The 25,644-nt window shown below is 68.5% G+C and carries 19 protein-coding genes; 15 read left to right on the plus strand and 4 right to left on the minus strand.

Features of this window, described 5'->3' with window-relative positions; genetic code table 11:
- The first annotated feature begins 214 nt into the window (after positions 1-214).
- From CSC78_RS13005 to CSC78_RS13060, 12 genes are all read left to right on the plus strand, one after another.
- A complete protein-coding gene (locus CSC78_RS13005) occupies positions 215-1,849 on the plus strand; it encodes a TldD/PmbA family protein (RefSeq protein WP_162338289.1) in 1,635 nt (544 codons plus the stop codon).
- A 98-nt stretch (positions 1,850-1,947) separates the two neighbouring features.
- Positions 1,948-3,282, plus strand: a complete 1,335-nt coding sequence (locus CSC78_RS13010; protein ID WP_162338290.1) for a TldD/PmbA family protein — start codon at positions 1,948-1,950, stop codon at positions 3,280-3,282.
- A 62-nt stretch (positions 3,283-3,344) separates the two neighbouring features.
- Positions 3,345-4,163 (plus strand): DUF4159 domain-containing protein, encoded by an 819-nt coding sequence (locus CSC78_RS13015; RefSeq protein WP_202924180.1) that lies wholly within the window; start codon positions 3,345-3,347, stop codon positions 4,161-4,163.
- Between the two features lie 187 nt (positions 4,164-4,350).
- Positions 4,351-5,343 carry an AAA family ATPase gene (locus CSC78_RS13020; protein WP_162338292.1) on the plus strand — a complete coding sequence of 331 codons (993 nt, stop codon included), beginning with the start codon at positions 4,351-4,353 and terminating at the stop codon, positions 5,341-5,343.
- A gap of 10 nt (positions 5,344-5,353) precedes the next feature.
- The gene (locus CSC78_RS13025) at positions 5,354-6,244 is read left to right on the plus strand and encodes a DUF58 domain-containing protein (RefSeq protein WP_162338293.1); all 891 of its coding nucleotides are present in this window, start codon (positions 5,354-5,356) and stop codon (positions 6,242-6,244) included.
- Positions 6,241-7,404: a BatA domain-containing protein gene (locus tag CSC78_RS13030; RefSeq protein ID WP_162338294.1), complete on the plus strand. Its 1,164-nt coding sequence runs from the start codon at positions 6,241-6,243 to the stop codon at positions 7,402-7,404. The genes CSC78_RS13025 and CSC78_RS13030 overlap by 4 nt, the downstream gene beginning before the upstream one ends.
- Complete coding sequence (locus CSC78_RS13035; protein WP_162338295.1) at positions 7,401-9,575, plus strand: DUF4175 domain-containing protein; 2,175 nt, start codon at positions 7,401-7,403, stop codon at positions 9,573-9,575. Before CSC78_RS13030 ends, CSC78_RS13035 begins: the two co-directional genes overlap by 4 nt.
- A complete protein-coding gene (locus CSC78_RS13040; RefSeq protein WP_162338296.1) occupies positions 9,572-11,395 on the plus strand; it encodes an Ig-like domain-containing protein in 1,824 nt (607 codons plus the stop codon). Before CSC78_RS13035 ends, CSC78_RS13040 begins: the two co-directional genes overlap by 4 nt.
- An 87-nt stretch (positions 11,396-11,482) precedes the next feature.
- A complete protein-coding gene (locus CSC78_RS13045; protein WP_162338297.1) occupies positions 11,483-11,848 on the plus strand; it encodes an I78 family peptidase inhibitor in 366 nt (121 codons plus the stop codon).
- 239 nt (positions 11,849-12,087) lie between these two features.
- Positions 12,088-16,560: a glutamate synthase large subunit gene (gene gltB / locus CSC78_RS13050; protein WP_162338298.1), complete on the plus strand. Its 4,473-nt coding sequence runs from the start codon at positions 12,088-12,090 to the stop codon at positions 16,558-16,560.
- Positions 16,561-16,765: 205 nt separating this feature from the next.
- The gene (locus CSC78_RS13055; RefSeq protein ID WP_162338299.1) at positions 16,766-18,211 is read left to right on the plus strand and encodes an FAD-dependent oxidoreductase; all 1,446 of its coding nucleotides are present in this window, start codon (positions 16,766-16,768) and stop codon (positions 18,209-18,211) included.
- Between the two features lie 54 nt (positions 18,212-18,265).
- Positions 18,266-18,862: a hypothetical protein gene (locus tag CSC78_RS13060; protein ID WP_162338300.1), complete on the plus strand. Its 597-nt coding sequence runs from the start codon at positions 18,266-18,268 to the stop codon at positions 18,860-18,862.
- 28 nt (positions 18,863-18,890) lie between these two features.
- Here CSC78_RS13060 and CSC78_RS19210 read toward each other — a convergent pair whose 3' ends face one another.
- Entirely contained in the window at positions 18,891-19,019 is a 129-nt protein-coding gene (locus CSC78_RS19210; protein ID WP_274379364.1) for a hypothetical protein, read from the minus strand.
- A 53-nt stretch (positions 19,020-19,072) separates the two neighbouring features.
- On the opposite strand from CSC78_RS19210, the gene CSC78_RS13065 reads away from it, so the two are divergent.
- The 3 genes from CSC78_RS13065 to CSC78_RS13075 all read left to right on the plus strand — a co-directional run bounded on the left by CSC78_RS13065 (position 19,073) and on the right by CSC78_RS13075 (position 21,829).
- Positions 19,073-19,957: a methylglyoxal synthase gene (locus CSC78_RS13065; RefSeq protein WP_162338301.1), complete on the plus strand. Its 885-nt coding sequence runs from the start codon at positions 19,073-19,075 to the stop codon at positions 19,955-19,957.
- A 111-nt stretch (positions 19,958-20,068) separates the two neighbouring features.
- Positions 20,069-21,244, plus strand: a complete 1,176-nt coding sequence (locus CSC78_RS13070) for a benzoate/H(+) symporter BenE family transporter (RefSeq protein WP_162338302.1) — start codon at positions 20,069-20,071, stop codon at positions 21,242-21,244.
- Positions 21,245-21,370: 126 nt separating this feature from the next.
- The gene (locus CSC78_RS13075; protein ID WP_162338303.1) at positions 21,371-21,829 is read left to right on the plus strand and encodes a PepSY domain-containing protein; all 459 of its coding nucleotides are present in this window, start codon (positions 21,371-21,373) and stop codon (positions 21,827-21,829) included.
- Positions 21,830-21,879: 50 nt separating this feature from the next.
- On the opposite strand, the gene CSC78_RS13080 is transcribed toward CSC78_RS13075, so the two are convergent.
- From CSC78_RS13080 to CSC78_RS19070, 3 genes are all read right to left on the minus strand, one after another.
- Positions 21,880-23,127 (minus strand): TCR/Tet family MFS transporter, encoded by a 1,248-nt coding sequence (locus CSC78_RS13080; RefSeq protein ID WP_162338304.1) that lies wholly within the window; start codon positions 23,125-23,127, stop codon positions 21,880-21,882.
- A 204-nt stretch (positions 23,128-23,331) separates the two neighbouring features.
- A complete protein-coding gene (locus CSC78_RS19065; RefSeq protein ID WP_162338305.1) occupies positions 23,332-24,198 on the minus strand; it encodes a D-hexose-6-phosphate mutarotase in 867 nt (288 codons plus the stop codon).
- Complete coding sequence (locus CSC78_RS19070; RefSeq protein ID WP_238391277.1) at positions 24,195-25,517, minus strand: lytic murein transglycosylase; 1,323 nt, start codon at positions 25,515-25,517, stop codon at positions 24,195-24,197. Before CSC78_RS19070 ends, CSC78_RS19065 begins: the two co-directional genes overlap by 4 nt.
- Positions 25,518-25,644: the final 127 nt, after the last annotated feature.

Below are 25,644 nucleotides of genomic sequence, written 5' to 3' on the forward strand. Positions count from 1 at the left end.
CGCCAATGGATCCCAGCGTGCGCTGGGATGACGGGACTGAACCTGCCCGCCGCGATGAGCGCGACGTTTCTCCTTCTATGCCGAAAGTCATTTGACGCTGTCTGCACCCCGGCGCAAGAATCGGGGACGACCCGCGCGGTGCACATGGCGCGGGCACAACGCGTCCGTCGCAGTCCTCGCCTGCCCCGTGCAGGCCCAACGGTGGAGAACAGCCTTGCAACGTCGTGACTTCCTGGCCCTGACCGGCCTCACCGTGGGCGGGCTGATGGTGCCGTCCTACTTCGGCAAGGCGATCGCCGCCGAGCAGCTCCAGTCCACCCTCGACATCGCGTTCAAGAAGCGCCTGGCCGATGCCGCGCTGGCCGCGGCCAAGCAGGCCGGCGCCACCTACTGCGACGTGCGCATCGGCCGGTACCTGCGCCAGTTCGTGATCACCCGCGAGGACAAGGTGCAGAACGTGGTGAACACCGAGTCCACCGGCGCCGGCATCCGCGTGATCGCCAACGGTGCGTGGGGCTTCGCCGCCACCAATACGCTGACCGCCGAGGGCGTGGCGGCCGCCGCGCGCCAGGCCGCCGCGATCGCCACCGCCAACAGCAAGACGCAGACCGCGCCGGTGCAGCTGGCCAAGGCGCCGGGCTTCGGCGAGGTGTCGTGGAAGACGCCGATCAGGAAGAACGCCATGGAAGTGCCGATCAAGGAGAAGGTCGACCTGCTGCTGGGCGTCAACGCCGCCGCGATCAACGCCGGCGCCGACTTCGTCAACTCGATGATGTTCGTGGTCAACGAGCAGAAGTACTTCGCCAGCACCGACGGTTCCTACATCGACCAGGATGTGCACCGCATCTGGGTGCCGATGACGGTCACCGCCATCGACAAGGCCAGCGGCAAGTTCCGCACCCGCGACGGCCTGTCCTCGCCGGTCGGCATGGGCTACGAGTACCTGGATGGCGACGCGACGCAGAAGTACGCCACGCCGAACGGCGTCATCAACTACGGCCTGTCCTACGACATGAAGGAGGACGCCATCGCGTCCGCCAAGCAGGCGCGCGCCAAGCTGACCGCGCCGTCGGTGAAGCCCGGCAAGTACGACCTGGTGCTCGATCCCTCGCACACGTGGCTGACCATCCACGAGAACGTCGGCCATCCGCTCGAACTGGACCGCGTGCTCGGCTACGAGGCCAATTACGCCGGTACCAGCTTCGCCACGCTGGACAAGCGCAAGGAGGCGTTCCAGTACGGCAGCGGCCTCGTCAACCTGTTCGCCGACAAGGTGCAGACCGGCAGCCTGGGTGCGGTCGGCTACGACGACGAAGGCGTCAAGACCAAGCGCTGGGACCTGGTGAAGGAAGGCAAGCTGGTCGACTACCAGACCATCCGCGACCAGGCCCACATCCTGGGCAAGGACGAATCCGACGGCTGCTGCTACGCCGACTCGTGGAGCAGCGTGCAGTTCCAGCGCATGGCCAACGTGTCGCTGGCGCCTGGCAAGACCAAGCTGTCGGTCGCCGACATGATCAAGGACGTCGAGAACGGCATCTACATCATCGGCGACGGTTCGTTCTCGATCGACCAGCAGCGCTACAACGCGCAGTTCGGCGGCCAGCTGTTCTACGAGATCAAGAACGGCAAGATCACCCAGCAGCTCGAGGACGTGGCCTACCAGATCCGCACGCCGGAATTCTGGAACGCCTGCACCGCGATCTGCGACGAGAGCGACTACCGCCTGGGCGGCTCGTTCTTCGACGGCAAGGGCCAGCCCGGCCAGGTGTCCGCGGTGTCGCACGGTTCCTCGACCGCGCGCTTCAACGGCATGAACGTCATCAACACCGCCCGCAGCCTGGGATGAGACCTGTAGAGCCGAGCTTGCTCGGCTGCACCGGATCGTAGGTCCTGCCAAACAACGAAGAGCAGCGGAGCGAGCTCCGCTCTACAAGGAAAAACTCCATGAGCATCCTCACCGAAGCGCAGGCCAAGGCCATCCTGGACAAGGTCCTCGCGCTGTCCACCGCCGACGAGTGCACCGCCTCCCTCACCGGCTCGATCGACGGCAACATCCGGTTCGCGCTGAACAACGTGTCCACCAGCGGCATCGTCAGCAATACCGACCTGGCCGTGCAGGTCGCGTTCGGCAAGCGCACCGGCGTGGCGACGATCAACGAGTTCGACGACGCCGCGCTGGAGCGCGTGGTGCGCCGCGCCGAAGACCTCGCCCGGCTGGCGCCGGAGAACCCCGAGTTCATGCCGGCCGTCGAGAAGCAGACCTACAAGCCCTCGCCGACCTTCAGCGATTCCACCGCCGCCATCACGCCGGAATTCCGCGCGCAGGTCGCCGCCGATTCGATCGGGCCGTGCAAGGCGGAGAAGCTGATCGCCGCCGGCTTTCTGGAAGACGGTCAGAGCTTCGTCGCCTTCGCCAACAGCAAGGGCAACTTCGGCTACCAGAAGGCCACCGCGTTCAACTACACCTGCACGGTGCGCACCGAGGACGGCCGCGGTTCCGGCTGGGTCGGCCGCAACCTGAAGGATGCGAACGCCTTCAAGGCCGACAGCGATATCCGCACCGCGATGCGCAAGGCCAGCGAATCGGCTGAGGCCAAGGCGCTGGAACCGGGCAAGTACACGGTCATCCTGGAGCCCGCCGCGGCCGCCGGCCTGATCTCCTTCATGATGAACTTCTTCGATGCGCGCCAGGCCGACGAAGGCCGCAGCTTCCTGTCGAAGAAGGGCGGCGGCAACAAGCTGGGCGAACAGGTCTACGACCCGCGCGTGAATATCAGCGCCGATCCGTGGCACCCCGGCGCCGAAGTGATGCCGTGGGACAACGAAGGCCTGCCGCGCGAGAAGATGCCGATCGTCGAGAACGGCAAGGTGGTCAACCTGGAGTACTCGCGCTTCTGGGCGCAGAAGCAGGGCAAGCGCGCGGTCGGTTCGCCGGGCAACCTGCTGTTCGCCGGCGGCACCAAGTCCACCGCCGAGCTGGTCGCGGGTACGCAGAAGGGCATCCTGGTCACGCGCACGTGGTACATCCGCATGGTCGATCCGCAGACCGTGCTGCTGACCGGCCTGACCCGCGACGGCACGTTCTACATCGAGAATGGCCAGATCAAGCACCCGGTGAAGAATTTCCGCTTCAACGAGTCGCCGGTGATCATGCTCAACAACATCGAGGAACTGGGCAAGCCGGTGCGCGTGGCCGGGGACGAGTCCAGCTTCGTGATGATGATCCCGCCGATGAAGCTGCGCGACTTCACCTTCACCTCGTTGTCGGATGCGGTGTAGCGCTTCTCCTTCTCCCCCCGGGAGAAGGTGCCCGAAGGGCGGATGAGGGGCGAGCGCAGTCCATGATGCTTGAACCATCGGGACGCCATCGCCCCTCTCCCCAACCCCTCTCCCACAGGGACTTCCTGCGGTCGCCGTCGGGAGAGGGGCTTTCAGAGACCCCGGCTTTGCTCCACTCCCGGCTAACGCGTGCGCAGTTCCTCCACCTGATACTCGGCGGCGTGGTGACGGCTGCATTGCCCAGGCAGGCGCGCGCCCAATCGGGCAACTACGACTTCCGCTTCACCCGCCTGAAATACGACTCCGGCGACTGGGACGTGGACGCGCGCATGCCGTCCAACCTGATCACCTCGCTGATCGATTACACCAGCCTGCGCGTGGATCCGAAGGAGCATGTGCTGGCACTGTCCGATCCGCGCATGCTGGCCGCGCCGTTCTGCTACCTGGCCGGGCACAAGCTGGTCGACTTCAATCCGGCGGAGAAGCGCAACTTCGAGCGCTACGTCCGCAACGGCGGCTTCGTCTTCGTCGACGACTGCAACCACGACATCGACGGCCTGTTCGCCAAGTCGTTCGAAGCGCAGATGGCGGCCATCTTCGGCTCGAAGGCGATGAAGAAGCTGCCGAACACGCACGCGATCTATTCCTCGTTCTTCAAGTTCGACGGCCCGCCGGCGACCAGCTTCGAACTCAACGGCTGGGGTGACGACCTGGTGCACGAGTACCTGCAGGGCATCGAGATCAACGGCCGCCTCGGCGTGCTCTACAGCAACAAGGACTACGGCTGCGAGTGGGACTACGACTGGCGCAACAAGCGCTTCCTGGCCGAAGACAACACGAAATTCGGCGTCAACCTCGTGATCTATGCGTTGACGACATGACCGTATCCGCCCACCCGACACTCTCCGCCGTCATCCCAGCGAAAGCTGGGATCCAGTTTGATCTTGCCTTTGCATCTTCCACCGGCCGTCCGCATTCAGCGCGAAGATCACGATGGATCCCAGCTTTCGCTGGGATGACGGCGAACCTTACTGCAACCCGCTGCACTGGAGTCAGCCAGGAAACACCATGACCACGATCACCGAATCCGACCTCCAGCAGCAGCTCGCCAAGCTGGGCGAACTCCGCGCCGCCATCGGCCAAGCCATCGTCGGCCAGCAGGACGTGGTGGAGCAATTGCTGATCGGACTGCTCGCCGGCGGCCACTGCCTGCTCGAAGGCGTGCCCGGCCTGGGCAAGACGCTGCTGGTGCGCTCGCTGGGCGAGGCGCTGCACCTGCAGTTCCGCCGCGTGCAGTTCACCCCCGACCTGATGCCCAGCGACATCCTCGGCACCGAGCTGCTGGAGGAAGACCACGGCACCGGCCACCGCCATTTCCGCTTCCAGCCCGGCCCCATCTTCACCAACCTGCTGCTCGCCGACGAACTGAACCGCACGCCGCCGAAGACGCAGGCCGCGCTGCTCGAAGCGATGCAGGAGCGCACGGTCAGCTATGCGGGCACCACGCATGCCCTGCCCTCGCCGTTCTTCGTGCTGGCCACGCAGAATCCGCTCGAGCAGGCTGGCACCTACCCGCTGCCGGAAGCGCAGCTGGACCGCTTCCTGCTGCACATCCGCGTCGACTACCCGACCGAACAGGAAGAACACGACATCCTGGCGCAGACCACCGGCCGTGCCGGCGGCACGGTGCCGCGGGTGATGGAAGGCGAGGCGGTGCTGGCGCTGCAGCAGCATGTGCGCGACGTGCATGTCAGCGACGACCTGCTGCGCTGGATCACCAAGCTGGTCCGCGCGAGCCGTCCCGGCGACGGCGTGCCGGAAGAGATCCGCAAGTACGTGCGCTGGGGCGCGGGTCCGCGCGCCGGCCAGTCGCTGGTGCTGGCGGCGAAGGCGCGCGCGCTGCTGCACGGTCGCCTGGCCGCGACGCGCGAGGACATCGCCGCGCTGGCCAAGCCGGTGATGCGCCATCGTCTGCTGCTGTCGTTCGCGGCGGAGGCCGAACAGGTGAGTGCCGACAATGTGATCGCCGCGCTGCTGCGCGGTGTGCCGCTCGCCGGCTGATCGACCACCCGTGGCGCACGACCTGATCCCCGCCGACGTCCGCAGCCGGTTGAAGGACCTGCGGCTGACCGCGCGCCGTGCCATCGGCGCGCAGGGGATCGGCGTGCACCACAGCCGCAGCCGCGGCGCCGGCCTGGAGTTCGCGCAGTACCGCGCCTACGAGCCCGGCGACGAACTGCGCCAGATCGACTGGAAGCTGTATGCGCGGTCGGACCGGTTCTTCGTGCGCGAAGCCGAGCGAGAGAGTCCACTGACGGTGTGGATCGTGCTCGACGCCACCGCCTCGATGAACCAGCGCGACGGCGAACGCGGCACGCGCTTCGATGCCGCGCGCCGGCTCACCGCCTGCATCGCTGAACTCGCGCTGCGCCAGGGCGATCGTTTCGGCCTGCTGGTGCTGCACGGCGATGGCGTGCGCCTGGTGTCGCCCGGGAACGGCGCGCGCCAGCGCGACCAGTTGCTGCTGGCGCTGCATGGGCTGAGTGCGGGCGGCGTGTTTCCGGCCACGGACAAGCTGGCGCCGGTGTGGGAGCGCATCGGCGCCGGCGACCTGGTGATGGCGCTGAGCGACGGCTTCGACGAGGCGATGGTCGCGTTGATCGAACGGCTGGCGGCCGCGCGCCGCGAGGTGCTGGCGATCCAGCTGCTGACGGCGGAGGAGCGCGACTTCCCGTTCACCGGCGGCCACCGCTTCCGCGATCCGGAGACCGGCGAGGAACTGCTGGGCGATGCCGTCGCGCTGCGTGCGGACTATCTGGCCCGCTTCGCCGAGGCACAGCGCCTGCTGGATGCGCGGCTCGATGCCAGCGGCATCCGCCATGCGCGCTACTACACCGACCAGCCGCTGGACCTGCCGCTGCGGCGGCTGTTCGGTGCGCGCGACGCGGCGGAGTACGCATGAGCCTGGCCGTGCTGTTGCCTGCCGGCCTGGCCGCGCTCGCGGCGCTGCTGCTGCCGTTGCTGCTGCACCTGGCGCGTCGCCACGAACAGACGTCGACCGACTTCGCCGCGCTGCGCTGGCTGCGGCAGAAGCCGAAGCCGCGCCACCGGATCCGCTTCGACGAGTGGCCGCTGCTGCTGCTTCGCCTGCTGCTGCTCGCGTTGCTGGCGCTGTGGCTGGCGAAGCCGGTGCTGTCCGGCATGGACGACACGCGCCCGTGGATCGTCGCCGTGCCGGGCGTGGATGCGACCGCGATACGCGCGCAAGCCGGCAGCGCGGACGCGCGCCTGCACTGGCTGGCGGCCGGCTTCCCGTCGCTGGACGAATCCGCACCCGCAGGCACACCCGCCGTCGCCAGCCTGCTGCGGCAGCTGGATGCCGAACTGCCGGCAGGTGCGCCGCTGACCGTAGTCGTGCCGGCGACACTTCAAGGCGCGGATGCCGAGCGTCCGGCGCTGTCGCGCGCGGTGACATGGACCGTGGTCGATGGCGCGATGCCCGCACCCTCGGCATCAACTCTATCGCCGCCATCGATGGTCGTACGTCACGCAACTGGCAACGACACGGGACTTCGCTACCTGCGCGCCGCCGCGCATGCCTGGCAGCCGAACGCCGATGCCCCACCGCCGTTGCAGGTCGGCACGCAGGATGAAGCGCTGCCGGCGATCACCCGGCCGCTGGTCTGGCTGGTGCCCGGGCCGGTTCCCGCGCCGGTCGTGCAGTGGATCGAGTCCGGCGGCACGGCACTGCTGGCGCACGACAGCACGCTCGACGGTTTCGCGGCCGACGCAACGCCGTGGCGCGATGCCGACGGTGCAGCGATGGTGGAATCGGCAACCCGCGGCAAGGGTCGCGTGCTGCGCTTCACCCGACCGTTGCGACCGGATGCGATGCCGGCGCTGGTCGAAGCCGACTTCCCGCAGCAGCTGCGCGCCCTGTTCGATGCGCCAGCCGCAGCTCCCGCGCGCGTGCTCGCCAGCGACTACGCGCCGGTGACTGGTGGCGCGACCTATCCCGTCGCGCCGCGCGACCTGCAGCCCTGGCTGGCCTTGCTGATCGCACTGCTGGTGTTGGTCGAGCGCTGGATGGCGACGCGACGTGCACGGAGCGTGGCGCCATGACGTTGTCGGCGATCGATCGCTTGGCGCAGGTGCGACGGCATGCGCTGCTCGGCCAGCTGCTGCTGGGCGCGGCGATCCCGGTCGCGGTCGGCGCCGTCCTGTGGCGCATGACGTCGCCTGGCGCCGCAGTTGCGGTGGCACTCGTCGGCATCGCCCTGCTCGCGCTCCTCGCGTGGCAACGAACGCGCGCGTTCGACACGCCATGGCTGGTGCGGCAACTGGATGCCCGCCGCACGGATCTCGACGACAGCGCCGACTTGCTGCTGGCGCCGCCCGCCTCGCTGACGCCGTTGCAGCAGCTGCAACAGGCGCGCGTGCGCGAACGGCTGCGCGTGCAACCCGCGCCGGACCTGCGCACGCCGTGGCCGTGGCCGCGCATCGCGGCGGTGTGGCTGGCCGCCGCAGTCGTGATCGTCGCGACGCTGCTGTGGCCTTCCACGACGCTTGACGCCGGCACCCTCGCACCGTCGGACGAACCGGCGCCGGCGACGCCCGGCATCCCGCACCTGGTAGCGCAACGCCTGCATGTCGCACCCCCGGGCTATACCGGCATCGCCGCCCATGCGGAAGCGTCGCTGGATGCCAAGGCGCCGGTCGGCTCGCGGCTGACCTGGACGTTGCGCTTCGATCCGCAACCGACGGCGGCGACGCTGGTCTTCCACGATGGCCAGCGGATCGCGCTGACGCGCGACGGAGATACCTGGAGCGCTGCGCACCTGCTGGCGAAGTCGACGCTGTATCGCGTCGTCGCGGCCGGCACGGAAGGCCTGCCACCGACGAAGCTGCGCCGTCTGGATGCGATCCCCGACCGTGCGCCGGAAGTGAAGGTGCTGGCACCGGATCGCGGCCTCAGCCTGGTGGCGGTCGGACAGACGCAGTGGTCCCTCGCCTTCGAAGCGCGCGATGACTACGGCATCGCCCCGACCGCCGCGCTGAAACTGACGCTCGCACAGGGCAGCGGCGAGAACATCGCGTTCAAGGAACAGGTGATGACGCTGCGCGGCAGCGGTCCGGCGACGGCGCGCCGCTTCAGCGCCTCGTTGGACCTGAAGACGCTGGGCATGGCGGTGGGCGACGACCTGATCGCGCAGCTGAGCGTGCAGGACACGCGGTCACCGTCGCCGCAGCGCGCGCAGAGTCCCGGCCTGATCCTGCGCTGGCCGGCGGACCTCGGCCAGGAAAGCACCGGGCTGGAAGGGCTGGTGAAGAAGGTGATGCCGGCCTACTTCCGCAGCCAGCGCCAGATCATCATCGACGCCGAGGCGTTGCAGAAACAGAAGCGCAGCCTGCCGGCGGATACGTTCGTGACGCACTCCGACGCCATCGGCGTGGACCAGCGCATCCTGCGACTGCGCTACGGCCAGTTCCTCGGCGAGGAAGCCGAAGGCGAGCCGCAACCACCGCCGACCAACGATGCGGACGACGAGCATGCGGACGGCGACGGCCACGACCATGCCGGTGAAGCGGCGCAGGCCGACGACGGGCATGGTCACGGACAGGCGACGTCGGCCAGCGGCGCTGGCTTCGGCCGCGAAGCCGACGTATTGGAAGCCTACGGCCACACGCACGACCACGCCGAGGCCGCGACGCTGCTCGATCCGGAAACGCGCGCGACACTGAAGAAGGCGCTGGACCAGATGTGGCAGTCGGAACTGCACCTGCGCCAGGGCCATCCCGACCGGGCGCTGCCGTTCGCCTACAAGGCGCTGGAGTACATCAAGCAGGTGCAGCAGGCCACGCGCATCTACCTGGCGCGGGTGGGGCCGGAACTGCCGCCGATCGACGAGACGCGCCGACTCGGCGGCGACCGCAAGGGCATCGCGCCGCGCGCGCTCGGTCCGCTCGCGCGTCCGCAGGACGACGAAGCACCGGCGCCGGCGCGCGCCTGGACCGCGCTGGCGAACGACAGCGTGCCGGCCGACGTCGCCGATCTCGATGCGCTGCAGGCCTGGCTGCGCAGCAACGAGACGCGCGTGCCGGACGTGCTCGACCTGTTCGCCGCCATCGACGAGGTACGCGGCGATCCGGCGTGCGCGCCCTGCCGCCAGCGACTACGTGCGCTTCTGTGGTCGGCGTCCGCGCAACCGCCGGCGCAGGTACCGCGGCGTGGCGCGGTGGACGACGCGGGTCGCCGGTACCTGGATGCTCTGCGGCAGGAGCCGGCGCGATGAACGTGGCCGCCTCGCTACCGCTGTTGTTGGCTGTGCTGCTGGCGCTCGCCGTGGCGATGGCATGGCTGCGCCTCGTGCTGTGGCGGCAGAGCGCGCCGCAGGACCGGCGCAGTTCATCGACGCGGTTCGCGCTGCTGTGCCTGCTGCAGCCGATGATCGCGCTGCTGCTCTACTTCACCCTGCTGCCGCCCCGCCAGTCGGCCACCACCGGCACGCTGGTGGTCATGACCGCACAGGCGGACCGCGTCGCCCTGCCGGCGACGCTGCAAGGCCAGCCGCGCGTCGCGTTGCCCGAAGCACCGGCAGGCCTCGATGCCGAGCGCGTGCCCGACCTCGGCACGGCGCTGCGCCGGCATCCGGAAGCGCATGCGCTGCATGTCGTCGGCACCGGGCTGGAAGCGCGCGATCGCGACGCCGTCGGTGATCGCGACCTCGCCTTTTCGGCGGCGCCGATGCCGACGGGCATCGTGCAGCTGGCGCCGGTCGATGTCGTGGTGCCGGGCGCCACCTTCGCCGTCACGGGCCGCGTGCATGGCGTGCCGCAGGCGACCGTGGTGTTGCGCGATCCCGCCGGCCAGCGCATCGCCGCGACCGTCGTCGACCGCCAGGGCAGCTTCCGCCTCGACGGACTGGCACGGCTGCCGGGGCCGTCGTCGTTCCGCGTCGAGGTGCTGGATGCCACGCGCAAGGTGGTGGATGCGGCGACGGTGCCGGTATGGACGCAGGCCACACCCGCGCCACGCGTCTGGGCGCTGGCCGGTGCGCCGAATGCGGAATGGAAGTACCTGCGCCGCTGGGCGACCGACGCCGGCATTCCGCTGCACCTGCAGGTCAGCCTGGGCGGCGGCCTGCAGCTGGGCGACGCGCCACTGCCGATGACGGCCGACACGCTGCGCCGCTTCGACCTGGTGCTGCTGGACGCACGCAGCGCCGCCGCGCTAGGCGAGGGACAGCGTGCGGCGCTCGTCGCCGCGATGCGCGACGGGCTCGGCGTGCTGGTGCGCACCGATGGCGCACTGGCGCCGGGCGTGCAGCGGATGCTCGGCCTGTCGCTGGCCGGCAACGGTGCAGCGGAATTCCAGCTGCCGCGTCCCGCGCCTGACGACGATGCCTGGCGCGCGCGCCGCGGCGCCGGCACGGCGGATGCGCCGGTCGATGCGGATGCGGTCCCTGCCGGACTGCCGACGCTGACGCGGCAGGCGCTGCGCCCGGCGTCGCCGGACGCGATCCCGCTGCTGCGCACGGCCGATGGCACCCCGATCGCGTGGTGGCGCGCGGAAGGGCGCGGCCGCATCGGTGCGTGGACGCCGACGGATACCTACACGCTGGCGCTGGCCGGCCACGCCGACACGCACGCCACCCTGTGGTCGCAGGCGTTGGGCACGCTCGCACGTTCGAGCCCGGACGCGACCTTGGCCGCACTCGACGATGCGCGTGTTTCGCAGCGGGTATCGCCATGCGGACTCGCCGACGACGCCCGGGTCACCGCACCGGATGGCACCGTCACCCGAGTGCAGCGCGATCCCGCCACCGGCGCGACCCGCTGCGGCGGCTACTGGCCGCGCGCGGCGGGATGGCACCATCTGGCAACGGACAGGACGACGGCTCCGTTCTTCGTCCGCGCGAAGGACGATGCGCCGCACCTGCACGCGGCCGCGGTGCGCGAACAGACCCAGCGGCTGGCATCGCGATCCCGGACTGCCGCCGCCGCGTCGGCAACGGAAGGCCCCCGTGGGCCTGCGTGGCCCTGGTTCCTCGGTTGGCTGTTCGCTGCGGGTCTGCTGTGGTGGCTGGAACGGCGGCGTCCCATCGCGGCGTGAGCAGGCCCGGCTTTCCGGTCCCGGATTAACGACTCTCGAATGTCTGATACGTAATCTCTGCTTCAGACCCATCTTCCGGAGTGCCGCATGATCCGAGCCGCGATTCCCGCCGTGTTGCTGACCCTGTCGCTTGCCGCCTGTTCCGCGCCCGATGCCGACGAGCAGACCGCCGCCGCCGAACAATCCCAGGCCGCCGCCACCGAAGCCGCCGAGCCGGCGCCCGCGGAACCGGCACCGACCGAACTCGCCGGCACCTGCGACGATACCCAGGCGCAGTGGATCATCGGCAAGACGGCCGGCGAGAAGGAGATCGAACAGGCAAAGACCGACAGCAAGTCCGAGGCCGTGCGCGCACTGAAGCCGGGCGATGCCGCCACGATGGACTTCAATCCGAACCGCCTGAACATCATCCTCGACGAGAAGGGCGCAGCGACCTCGGTCAACTGCGGCTGACAGCCACACGACAGGGTTCGACGACGAGCCGCCTGTGCCTGCACAGGCGGCTTTTTCGTGCATGAAGAATCGCACTGCACGCCCCGCAAAAAGTTGCCTTTGCAACCAACCACTGGCGTGCAATAGGTGTTGTTGCGGCATCGCAACAACTGTGATCTAGTCGGGGCTCCGGTGACATTTCGAAGTGCCGCTGCGTGGGCAGGGCACGGTGTCGCCGTCACTCCGGTTTGAGGCGACACATGGCCCCTCGCAATCGCCAAGGCGGCTTTGACAACGGTCTGTACGATCCGAACGACGAGCGCGACGCCTGCGGCTTCGGCATGATCGCGCAACTCGACGACCAGCCCTCGCGCGCGCTGGTCGATACCGCCATTGCCGCGCTCTCGCGCATGACCCACCGCGGTGGCGTCGCCGCCGACGGACTCACCGGCGATGGCTGCGGCCTGCTGATCCGCAAACCCGATGCCTTCCTCCGCGCGCTCGCCGCGGAGTCCAACATCGCGCTGGGCGAACGCTTCGCCTCCGGCCTGGTGTTCCTGCCACACGACGACGCGCAGGCCGCGCAGTGCCGCGCCACGCTGGAAGCCGAACTGTTCCGCACCGGCGTCACCGTGAAGGGCTGGCGCGTGCCGCCCACCAACGACAGCGTGTGCGGCCAGCTGGCGAAGGACACGCTGCCGCGCATCGAACAGGTGTTCGTCGACGCCGGCGACGAGCAGAAGGACGAAGCCTTCGGGCTGGCGCTGTTCCTCGCGCGCCGCCGAAGCGAACAGCAGCTGCGCGTGCCGGTCCCCGACTTCTACGTGGTCACGCTGTCGCCGCATGCCATCGGCTACAAGGGCATGGTGCTGCCGGACAAGCTGGCGGTGTTCTTCGCCGACCTGCAACGTGCCGAGCTGGCCAGCAGCGCGGTGGTGTTCCACCAGCGCTTCTCGACCAATACGCTGCCGCGCTGGCCGCTGGCGCATCCGTTCCGCCTGCTGGCGCACAACGGCGAGATCAACACCATCGAAGGCAATCGCCGCTGGGCGCAGGCGCGCAGCAAGGTGTGGAAGACGCCGCGTTTCGACATCGGCGAGTTCGACCCGGTCATCTCGATGCACGGCTCGGATTCGCAGAGCCTGGACAACATGCTGGAACTGCTGGTCGCCGGCGGCATGGAGCTGATCCAGGCGTTGCGCATCCTGGTACCACCGGCCACGCAGTCGCTGGAGTTCAAGGACGCCGACCTCGCCGCGTTCTACGAGTTCTACGGTCTCAACACCGAACCGTGGGACGGCCCGGCCGGCATCGTCTCGATGGATGCGCGCTATGCGGCGTGCACGCTGGACCGCAACGGCCTGCGCCCCGCGCGCTGGATGCTGACCAGCGACCGCCACTTCATCGTCGCCAGCGAAGCCGGCGTGTGGGAAGTGCCGGCCGAGCGCGTCACCCGCAAGGGCAAGCTCGGCCCCGGCGAGATGATGGCGATCGACCTGCGCCGTGGCGACCTGCTCGACAGCGAGGCGGTGGACCGCATCAACCGCGGCCGCGCGCCGTACAAGCAATGGTTGCAGCAGGGCGTCACCTACCTGCAGACCGAACTGATCGACCCGTCGCTGGTCGAGGAGCCGTTCGACGAAAAAACGCTGCGCGGCTACCACAAGCTGTTCCAGCTGACGACCGAGGAAGTCGAGCAGGTGCTGCGCCCGCTCGCGGAAACCGAGCAGGAAGCCACCGGCTCGATGGGCGACGACACGCCGATGGCGGTGCTGAGCCGGCAGACGCGTCCGCTGTACGACTACTTCCGCCAGGCGTTCGCGCAGGTCACCAACCCGCCGATCGATCCGCTGCGCGAAGACTGCGTGATGTCGCTGACCACCCAGCTGGGCCGCGAGACCAACATCTTCCATGCCGGCGCGGAGACGGTGAACCACGTCATCCTCAACTCGCCGGTGCTGAGCCAGCGCAAGCTGCGGCAGCTGCTGAAGATGCCGCAGTACGTCGAGAAGAACCGCCTGATCGACCTGTCGTACGCGCCCGAGGAAGGCCTCAAGGCCGGCCTGGAGCGGATCTGCCGTGAAGCCGAACAGGCCGCGCGCGATGGCGACGTCATGCTGCTGCTGTCGGACCGCTACCCGCAGCCGGGCCGGCCGATGGCGCACGCGCTGCTCGCCACCGGCGCGGTGCACCACCACCTGTGCCGGGTCGGCCTGCGCTGCGACGCCAACTTGATCGTCGAGACCGGCACCGCGCGCGACCCGCACCACATGGCCTGCCTGATCGGCGTCGGCGCGACGGCGGTGTATCCGTACCTGGCCTACCAGACGCTGTTCGACCTTGGCCGCCGCGGCATCCTGCAGATCAAGAAGGGCGGCGAGCAGGCGCAGATCGGCCGCAGCTACCGCAAGGGCGTCTACAAGGGCCTGTCGAAGATCATCTCGAAGATGGGCATCTGCACCATCAGCAGCTACCGCGGCGCGCAGCTGTTCGAGATCGTCGGCCTCGACCCCGATGTCGTCGACCTGTGCTTCGCCGAGACGCCGTCGCGCATCGGCGGCGTCGGCTTCGAACGGCTCGACCTGGAAGCGCGCCAGCTGGACGCGCGTGCGTGGAACGACCGCGAGGCGCCGGACGTCGGCGGCCTGCTGAAATACGTGCACGGCGGCGAGTACCACATGTACAACCCGGACGTGGTGATGACGCTGCAGCGCGCGACGCGCAGCGGCGACGCCCGCGATTGGCAGGCGTACGCGGAAGCGGTGAACACGCGTCCGCCGTCCGCGCTGCGCGATCTGCTGCAGCTGAAGAAGGCCGACGTGCCGACGCCGCTCGACCAGGTCGCCGATGCGTCCGACCTGTTGCGCCGCTTCGACAGCGCCGCGATTTCGCTGGGCGCGCTGTCGCCGGAAGCGCACGAGGCACTGGCCATCGCGATGAATCGCCTGGGCGGGCGCAGCAACTCGGGCGAAGGCGGCGAAGATCCTGCGCGCTACGGCACCGAGAAGCGCAGCAAGATCAAGCAGGTCGCGTCTGGCCGCTTCGGCGTGACGCCCGAGTACCTGGTCAATGCGGAAGTGCTGCAGATCAAGGTCGCGCAGGGCGCCAAGCCCGGCGAAGGCGGCCAGCTGCCCGGTCACAAGGTCAACGACCTGATCGCGCGGCTTCGCTACGCCAAGCCCGGCATCGGCCTGATCTCGCCGCCGCCGCACCACGACATCTATTCGATCGAAGACCTCGCCCAGCTGATCTACGATCTGAAGCAGGTCAATCCGCAGGCGCTGGTCTCGGTGAAGCTGGTCAGCCATGCGGGTGTCGGCACCATCGCCGCCGGCGTGGTGAAGGCGGGCGCCGACCTGATCACCATCTCCGGCCACGACGGCGGCACCGGCGCGAGCCCAGTCAGTTCGATCCGCTATGCCGGCGTGCCGTGGGAACTCGGCGTGGCCGAAGCGCACCACGCGCTGGTGGTGAACCAGCTGCGCGACCGCACCGTGCTGCAGACCGACGGCGGCCTGAAGACCGGCCTCGATGTGGTGAAGGCGGCGCTGCTCGGCGCCGACAGTTTCGGTTTCGGCACCGGCCCGATGATCGTGCTGGGCTGCAAGTACCTGCGCATCTGCCACCTCAACAACTGCGCCACCGGCGTCGCCACACAGGACGAGCGCCTGCGCACGCAGTACTTCACCGGCCTGCCGGAACGCGTGGAGAACTTCTTCCGCCTGCTGAGCGAGGAAGTCCGGCAGTGGCTGTCGTATCTGGGCGCACGCTCGCTGGACGAGATCGTCGGCCGCACCGACCTGCTGCAGCAGATCGACGTATCGCCGCGACAGGGCGTCAACATCGACCTGTCGCGCCTGTTGAAGGGCGCCCAGTTCGACAGCAGCGCCTGCGCGGCGCAGCGCCTCTACGAATCGCCCGACAGCCTGGCCACGCAGCTCGACGGCCTGCTGGCCGAACCGATCCGCAGGAAGAGCGGCGGCGACCACCGCTTCCTGATCCACAACACCGACCGCAGCATCGGCACCCGCCTGTCCGGCGCCATCGCGCGCCAGCACGGCAACCAGGGCATGGCCGACGCGCCGTTGAACCTGCGCTTCCGCGGGACCGCCGGCCAGAGCTTCGGCGCGTTCAACGCCGGCGGCCTGCAGATGGAGCTGGAAGGCGAAGCCAACGACTACGTCGGCAAGGGCATGGCCGGCGGCCGGCTGGTAGTGCGCCCGCCGCGCGGTGCGCGGTTCGAAGCGCGCAACACGCCGATCATCGGCAACACCTGCCTGTACGGCGCGACGGGCGGTGAGCTGTTCGCCGCCGGCCGCGCGGGCGAGCGCTTCGGCGTGCGCAATTCCGGCGCGCTGGCCGTCATCGAAGGCGCCGGCGACCACTGCTGCGAATACATGACCGACGGCATCGTGCTGGTGCTGGGCAAGGTGGGCCTGAACTTCGGCGCCGGCTTCACCGGCGGCCTCGCCTACGTGCTCGACCTGGACCGCGATTTCGTCGACCGCTACAACCACGAGCTGATCGACATCCACCGCATCAGCCCGGAAGGCTTCGAGAGCCACCGCCAGCACCTGCATACACTGATCAGCCGCCACCGCGAACTGACCGGCAGCATCTGGGCGCAGCAGATCCTCGACGAGTTCCGCGACTACGTGGGCAAGTTCTGGCTGGTGAAGCCGAAGGCCGCGAGTATCGATTCGTTGAACGAGACGTTGAGGCGCGCGGCATGAGTGCGCTTCGCCTTTCTCCTCCCCCCTCGCGGGGGAGGATGCCCGCAGGGCAGGAGAGGGGGCGCGAGCGCAGCGACGCGTGCGGTTGCTTCCATGCACTCGATGCGATGACGTGGCGCTTCGCCGCAGCGGGCTCCGGCTCACCCTCTCCCGGCCTTCGGCCACCCTCTCCCATCAAGGGAGAGGGGAAGCAGGTACTGTCCCCATGAGCAAGAAGCAGGTATTCCAGTTCCTCGACCTGCCGCGGACGATGCCGCAGCGCATCCCGCTGGAGCTGCGCACGGGCGGCGACTGGGGCGAGCTGTACGGCAAGTTCGGCAAGGACGAGGCGCAGTACCAGGCCGGCCGCTGTCTAGACTGCGGAAATCCTTATTGCAGCTGGAAGTGCCCGGTGCACAACGCCATCCCGCAGTGGCTGCAGCTGGTGCAGGAGAACCGCATCGAGGAAGCCGCCGCGCTGTGCCACTCCACCAACCCGCTGCCGGAAGTCTGCGGCCGCGTCTGTCCGCAGGACCGCCTGTGCGAAGGCAGTTGCACGCTCGAGGAATTCGGCGCGGTCACCATCGGCGCGGTGGAGAAGTACATCGTCGACACCGCGCTGGCGAACGGCTGGCGGCCCGACCTCAGCGACGTGCAGCCGACCGGCAAGCGCGTGGCGGTGATCGGCGCGGGTCCCGCCGGGCTCGGCTGCGCGGATCGGCTGGCACGCGCCGGCATCCAGGCCGTGGTCTACGACCGCTACGAACAGATCGGTGGCCTGCTGCAGTTCGGCATCCCCAGCTTCAAGCTCGACAAGAGCGTCATCGCGCAGCGCCGCGAGGTGCTGGAAGGCATGGGCGTGGAGTTCCGCCTCGGCGTGGAGATCGGCCGAGACCTGACGCTGGCGCAGCTGCTGGAGGAGTACGACGCGGTCTTCCTCGGCACCGGCGCCTACCGCTACACCGACGGCGGCCTCCCCGGCCAGGATCTCGATGGCGTGCTGCCGGCCCTGCCCTTCCTGGTGCAGAACGGCCGGATCGTCAGCGGCAGCGATCCCTGGGGTCGCGCGATCGCCGGCTGGGAAGACAAGCTGCAGCTGCCCGAGCTGCAGGGCAAGCGCGTGGTCGTGCTGGGCGGCGGCGACACCGGCATGGACTGCGTGCGCAGCGCGATTCGCCTGGGCGCGGCCAAGGTCACCTGCGCCTACCGTCGCGACGAAGCCAACATGCCCGGCTCCGCGCGCGAAGTCGCCAACGCGCGCGAGGAAGGCGTGCGCTTCCTGTTCAACCGCCAGCCGCTCGCCATCGTGGCCGGCGACGACGGCCGCGTCGCCGGCGTGCAGGTGGTGGAAACGAAGCTCGGCGAACCCGACGAGCGTGGCCGCCAGAATGCGGTGCCGATCGAAGGCAGCGAGTCGGTGCTCGAAGCGGACGTGGTGATCATCGCGTTCGGCTTCTCGCCCACCGTGCCGGCGTGGTTGGCGGAGCTGGGCGTGGAGGGCACGCCGAACGGCCGCATCGTCGCCGGCGGCGGCGAGCGCCTGCCGTTCCAGACCACGCATCCGAAACTGTTCGCCGGTGGCGACGCCGTGCGCGGCGCTGATCTCGTCGTCACTGCGGTGGCCGAAGGGCGCGACGCGGCGGGCAGCATTGCGACACTGCTGCTCGGCTAGGATGGATCACGCGTCGATCCATTCGGACGACGCGGGTCACCTGCCGAGGCATCCATGACGTACCGAACGGCTTGCGTTTTCGCAATGGCGGCCTGCCTCACCGCGAATGCGGTGATGGCCGCATCACCGGCCCGCCGGGAAACGACCGACCAAGAAGTGGACGCTTCGTTGGCCCCGCCTCCTGCAGGGTGGGCGTCAAGGACGTTCCAACCGCTGAAGCTCGCGTTGTCGGCCACCCGCACTCGCCTCGGTTCCCAGGAACGACTCCTGCTGAATGCCACGTGGTGCAACACGAGCAAGCGCAGCGTGCTCGTGTATCGCGACACGGACTGGGGCGTATCCCGAGGCATCCTGCTGCTCAGGAGGACAGCGACCTCGAACTACGAAGCGGTGCACTCGGTACCCCATCGCATGATCCCTCCCGGCGTTTCCAACAGGGCGGACTATTACGCCACGCTCGAACCAGGCGCCTGTACGTCCCTGCGTCTGGAAGGCACGGCCGCGTCTTTGTCCGGCGCAGCGGGAAACTACGAGCTCAAGCTTTTGGGCATTCCCTATGCGACGACCCGGCAAAACTTGCCGTCGTCTGCCTGGACCATGGAGGGAGGCACCATAGAATCGAACGTGCTGGAAGTAGACGTACTGCCCTGACGCCCGGAGGTGCCAGGACAGCCCGGCCTCACAGCGTCGCCATGTCGATGACGAAGCGGTACTTCACGTCGCCCTTCAGCATGGGCTCGTAGGCATCGTTGATCTCGACGCCATCGGTGACCGTACAATCCGCAATACGTGGGTTTCTCTGTCCCAACCGGGGTCGACCGTCGCTTAGACTGTGGTTCCACCCACGACCTCCTTTCCCTCATGCGCCTGGGCCTGGCCGCCAACCGCCTGCACCACCACACCGAGGACGCCGCGCTGTTCCGTTGGCTGCGCGCCTGCGAACCCGGCATCCGCGAGCTCGGCCTGGGTCTGCACGTGGTGGGCCGCACCCACGACGCCATCGCCGCCGCCGGCATGCTGCGCGGTTACGAGCCGCTCAAGCGCTATCCCTACGGCCGCGATGGCGGTCTGATGAAACTGGTGGCGGAAGTCGTCGGGCTGGAAGGCGCGGAGCGCAGCCTGGACGGGGCGATCTACTTCATCGATCCGGTCGATCCGTCCTCGATCTTTCCCGAAGCGATTGCCTTGAAGCGCCAGTGCGTGATCCACGGCAAGCCGTTCCTGTCGACGGTCGCCTCGGCGCGCGACTGGGTCGAGATGGAACGCGTCCATGCCGGCCTCCTGCCGGACCGCGGCGCGGACCGCTTCCATGCGCTGGAGTCGCAGACGCTGGCGCTGATCGCGCACGATGCGATGAAGCCGCGGATGCTCGACTTCGCCGATACCCATTTCGACGTGCTGTCGCGTTTCGCGCATCGCATGGCCACTGGCACCACCGGCGCGCGCCTCAACGAGCTGGCCTGGAGCCGCGGTTGGCCGCAGGACACGCCTTGGGTGGAACGCTTCCAGAGCGGTCCGCTCGGCGGCGACGCGCAGATCGCCGACCGCGTGCTGGAGCACCGCTGCCAGCGGGTGATCTTCTTCGAGGATCCGCACGTCGCGCGCCAGCACGAAGCCGACATCCAGTTGCTGGAGCGCGCGGTGACGACGGTGACCGATGAAGCGGTGTGCACGACGTCGCTGGCGGTCGCGCACCGCTGGTGCGAGGCGGTGACGAAGCGTGTGCTTCTTGTAGGAGCGACGTGAGTCGCGACCGAACGCCGGAATCCCCTTTAACTTCATCGGGCAAACAGCAATCAGGCAGTTCCATTCTCGCGGTCGCGACTCACGTCGCTCCTACAGGAACGGCAACAACGCATGAGCACCCCACCCCGCCATCTACTCAAAGACCTCTCGCTCTCCGCCATCGCAGCCGGCTTCGTCACCGTGCTGGTCGGCTTCGCCAGTTCGGCGGTGATCGTATTCCAGGCGGCGCAGTCGCTGGGCGCGTCGCCGGCGGAGATCAGTTCGTGGATGTGGGCACTCGGCCTGGGCATGGGCCTGACCTGCATCGGGCTGTCGCTGCGCTACCGCATGCCGGTGGTGACCGCATGGTCGACGCCCGGCGCCGCCATGCTGATCAGCAGCGCGGCCGGATTGCCGCTGTCGGACGCCATCGGTGCGTTCCTGCTGTCGGCGTTGCTGATCGCGGTGTGCGGTTTCTCGGGTTTCTTCGAGCGGATGATCAGCCGCATCCCGGTATCGCTGGCCTCGGGCATGCTGGCCGGCGTGCTGCTGCGCTTCGGCATCGACGCGTTCGCGGCGATGAAAACGCAGCTCGGCATGGTGCTGACGATGTTCGCGGTCTACCTGCTCGCCCGCCGGCTGCTGCCGCGCTACGCGGTGATCCTGACGCTGCTGGTAGGCATCGTCTTCGCCGCAGCGCTCGGCCTGCTGCATGTGGACGGCCTGTCGCTGCAGCTGGCGAAACCGATCTTCACCGCGCCGACTTTCTCGTTCGCCGCCATCGTCGGCATCGCGCTGCCGTTGTTCATCGTGACCATGGCCTCGCAGAACGTGCCCGGCGTGGCGGTGATCCGCGCGTCCGGATACGCGATCCCGATCTCCCCCGTTGTCGGTTGGACCGGCGTGACCAACCTGCTGCTGGCGCCGTTCGGTGCGTTCGCGCTGAACCTGGCCGCGATCACCGCGGCGATCTGCATGGGCCGCGAGGCGCACGAGGATGCATCGCGCCGCTACGTCGCGGCGATGGCAGCCGGCGTGTTCTATCTGATCGTCGGCCTGTTCGGTGCGACGGTGGCCGCGTTGTTCGCGGCGTTCCCGAAGGAACTGATCCTCGCCATCGCCGGCATCGCCCTGCTCGGCACCATCGGCAACAGCCTGGCCGCCGCGTTGCGCGAGGAAGCGGATCGCGAGCCGGCGCTGGTGACCTTCCTCGTCACTGCCTCCGGGCTATCGCTGGGCGGCATCGGGTCGGCATTCTGGGGGCTGGTCGCGGGTGTGGTGACGCTGCTGGTGCTGCGTCGCCGCTGAGTCGCGTTCGTGCATTGCTCATGCAGGTGAACACGGTGTGGAGCGTTCAGTTCCAACGCGCGGGATTCACCGACCGGTGATGCGGGCGTCGGCAGGATCGGCGCTCCATCCTTGCAGGAGATTCCCATGCAGACCATCCGCCTCCGCCATCGCCTGTTGACCCTGGCCACGCTGGCCGCCCTGTCCGGCGCCGCGTTCGCGCAGGCGCCCGCGCCGACCGTCGGCAAGGACGCGATGAAGGAGCCGCAGGTGCGCGCGCTGCTGGCCGAGAAGGGTTACACCAACATCGACGATCTCGATTTCGAAGACGGCATGTGGGAAACCGACGCCACCAGTGCCAACGGCGACCGCGTCGACGTCCGCATCAATCCGGCCACCGGCGCCGTGATGGCCGAGAAGCTGGTGTCCAACCTCAGCGAAAACGACGTCAAGGCGAAGCTGGCCGCCGCCGGTTACTCCAAGATCCATGACGTCGATTTCGACGACGGCGTGTGGAAGGCCGAAGCCGAGCGTGCAGACGGTAACGATGTCGAGATCCACCTGGCCGCCAACACCGGCGAGATCATCCACGTCGAGAACGATTGATCGCCATTACGTCTATGCCATGAAGAAGGCCGCCCTCGGGCGGCCTTCTCCTATCCCGCTGTCGATGCCTGCGGTGGTCGTGCGAATCGCCATCCCACCAGCCAGCCGATGGCCAGCAGCACCGCCGCCAGCAACCACGGCGCGCCGGGCACATGGGCCGGCGCGGCTTTGCCGATGAACAGTGCGAACGTACCGGCGAACATCATCGGGCCGACGATGCCGGCCAGGCTGACCAGGCTCATCAATGCGCCCTGCACGCGGCCCTGCACGTCGGCGCCCACCTGCTGCGTGATCAGTGCCTGCGTCGCCGGACCGGCGAGACCCCACAACGCACTGATCGGCAGTCCGATCAGGAACATCCAGCCGACATCGGCGGTACCGTAGATGCAGAAGCCGACCACGCCGCACGCCAGCCCGAACAGCAGTGTGCGGCGTTCACCGAATCGCGGCACGACGCGACCGACCAGGCCCGCCTGCACGATCACGCTGCATACGCCGACGGCCGCCAGCACCCACGCAACTTGCTGCTCGTTCCAGCGGTACTGGTACTCGGCGAACAGCACGAACACGCTCGGATAGACGTAGTGCGCCAGGTTGGCGATCAGCACGACCGCGGCCAGCCCAAAGACCTGCGGATAGCGCTTCAGCAGCGCCATGGAACCGATGGGATTGGCATGGGACCAGTCGAACGTCGCTGTGCGACGCGCCTTCGGCAGCGATTCCGGCAGCACGAACCAGCCGTACAGGAAGTTCAGCAGCGCAAGCCCGGCGGCGAACCAGAACGGCAGCCGCAGGTCGATGGCACCGAGCTGGCCGCCGATGATCGGACCGATGATGAAACCCACGCCGAAGGCCGCCCCGATCATGCCGAACGCCTGCGCGCGTTTCTCCGGCGCAGTGATGTCGGCGATGTAGGCATTCGCCGTGGTGAAGCTGGCCGAGAACACGCCGGAGAAGATGCGCGCGACCAGCAACCACGGCAGCGATTGCGCCAGTGCCATCAACACGAAGTCGATGCCCAGGCCCAGGCACGACAGCAGGATCACCGGGCGTCGTCCAAAGCGGTCCGACAGCGCGCCCTGGATCGGCGTGCACACGAACTGGATGGCGGCGAACAGCATGCCGAACGTCCCGACCCACCACGCGGCCTGCACGAAGTCGCCGCCGGTGAACTCGCGCACCAGCCCCGGCAGCACCGGAATGATCACGCCAAACGAGAGGATGTCGATCAGCACCGTGATGAAGATGAAGACCAGGGCCGCGCGACGGCCTGCGGATGCGGGAGTTTCGGCGTTCACAGGCGGCACCGGCGAGAGGTGCGCAAGTGTAGGGCATGCCACCGGCCGTGGTGGAGGCTTCTTGTGGGAGCGACGTCAGTCGCGATCGCAGACCATGGCGGTCCTCGATGTTCGGTATCGATGTCTGGAGCACTTCCGCACCGTTGGCACCGTGTATGGCAGCACGCGTGCGATCGCGGCTGACGTCGCTCCCACAGGGCGGGTCTACAACGCGGCCACCGAGACCACCTGGCTCAACCGATGCCTCTGGCCCGGCTCCAGCTCGATCGCATCGTCGCTGGCGTTCGCGGCTTCCAGGCAGACGAAGGTCCGCCAGCCGTCGTCGGGCATGTCGCCGATGGCGGCGGCACCGGCCTCACCCGGATTCCAGACCACCAGCGAACGGCTTCCGAACGTGTCCAGCCGGATGCGGCGACCGCCCGCCGGGTCGAGCAGGTCGAAGCGATGCCCGGTGCCGATATAGATGCGGTCGCTGCGGCCGGGATCGCGCGGGTCGCGCAGCGACCAGTCGCCGGACTGCACATGCGTCCCGCCGTCGTACTTGTCGTCGTAGCGCAATCCCTCAAGACCGGTGACCGTTGCCTGGGTGACATCGGCAACGCGGAAGTAGGTGTGCAGTGCCTGTGTCAGCCGGTACGGCGCGTCGCCGCGATGCAGGGTGTCGATGCTCTGCCGCAGTTCGCGGCCGATGTGCAGCGACATCTGCAATTCCAGCGGCACGCCGTCGCGCAGCGGCAGCGCGAGTTTCAGCACGGCGGTGCCGTCGGCTTCGCGCTTCGCCTCGGTCAACGGCCAGCGCGAGATGCGTGCATGGCCGTGCTGGACGGCACCGTCCGGTTGCCCCTGCTTGCCGAAGTATGGCCAGCAGACGGGCACGCCGCCGCGGATAGCCTTCGGTGGCAGCGATGTCGTCGGCGACACCCATAGCAGGTCATCGAAGCCGTTGGGGGTGAACGACAGCAGCTGCCCGCCATGCAGGCTGATGCGTGCGACGGAGAACGGCGTCTCCACGCGCAGCGCCTCGATGCCGCACCATGTTTCGCTGGTTACGCCGTCGGGAAGTGTGTTCACGGCTTCAGGCCTTCGGGTGGCACGACCGGCGGCCCTTCCGCCTTCAGCGCCGCAAGGATCTTCGTGCCGGCGCGACCATCCGCCGGAAGCAGCCCCAAACGCTGCTGCTCAACGACGATGGCTCGCCGTGTCTGCGTCCCGATCATGCCGTCGGCACTGCCGATGGCATGGCCGCGGGCGAGCAGAAGGGTCTGCAGTTCGCGCCGCTGCGGGCGCCCGATCCCGGGATCGTCGGTCGGCCAGGCGGCGACCAGCCCCGTGCCGCCACGCAGGCGATCGGCGAGCAGCGCGATGGCCAGCGCGTAACTCTCGGCGGCGTTGTAGGAATAGATCGCGTCGTAGTTCTTGAAAACGACAAAGGCGGGACCATTGGCGCCGGTCGGCACCAGCACCGCGGCGTTGCGGTCGTCGGCCGGCAATGGCTGGCCATCGACGCGCGCGAGGCCCTGCGCCACCCATTGGGTCAGCGGCTTGCGGTTGGTGCGCCCGGCCTGCACCACGTCGGATCCGGCCGGCAGCTTCACCTCGTAGCCCCACGGCTCGCCCGTCCGCCAGCCGGACTTCACCAGGTAGTTCGCGGTCGAGGCCAGCGCATCGGGAATGCTGTCGATCAGGTTGCGCCGCCCATCGCCATCGAAGTCGACCGCGATGCGCTGGTAGGTACTGGGCATGAACTGCGTATGGCCGAACGCGCCGGCCCAGGAACCGTTCAAGCCGTCCACGCGCACATCACCCGCCTGCAGCAGCTTCAGCGTGGTCAGGAACTCCCCGCGGAAGAACGCCTGCCGCCGGCCGAAGCACGACAGCGTGGACAGCGACACCAGCAGCGGCCGCTTGCCGAACACGCGTCCGTAGTCGCTTTCCACGCCCCACACGGCGACGACGCTGGCAGGGTCCACGCCGTAGGCCTGCGATACCCGGCCCAGCAGTTCAGCATGCGTCGTCAGCATGGTCTGCCCGTCGGCCACGCGCTGGTCGTCGACCAGTGCGGCCAGGTAATCCCATAGTGGCGTGGTGAACTCGGGTTGCGCGTCGAGCAGGTCCAGCACGCTCATGTCGGCGGCCAGGTCTTTCGTGTACGTGTCGAAGCTGGCGGTCTTGATGCCCTGCTTTTCGGCGACGCCGCGCAGGCTGGTCATGCAGGCGGCAAACACCGGATCGGGCACCGGTGTTGCGGAGGCAGGAGGTGCAGGTGCAGGTGCAGGTGCAGGTGCAGGTGCAGGTGCAGGTGCAGGTGCAGGTGCAGCCAATGGTGTTTGCGCGACGGCAGGGGCTGCGGCCATCAGCGCCAGCCAGAGAATGGATGCGTGCGAGGTCATGACGGCCTCCCTGGCCTTCGGGGGAGCGGCCACTTTGCCTTGCGAAAACAGTGAAGCCAAGCCGCATGCCAATGGTTCGCCGGGGCGTGGGCGGCCATGCACGCTGGCCAAGCCGGGTCAGGGACGC

Source organism: Pseudoxanthomonas japonensis (assembly GCF_010093445.1).
Taxonomy (GTDB): domain Bacteria; phylum Pseudomonadota; class Gammaproteobacteria; order Xanthomonadales; family Xanthomonadaceae; genus Pseudoxanthomonas_A; species Pseudoxanthomonas_A japonensis.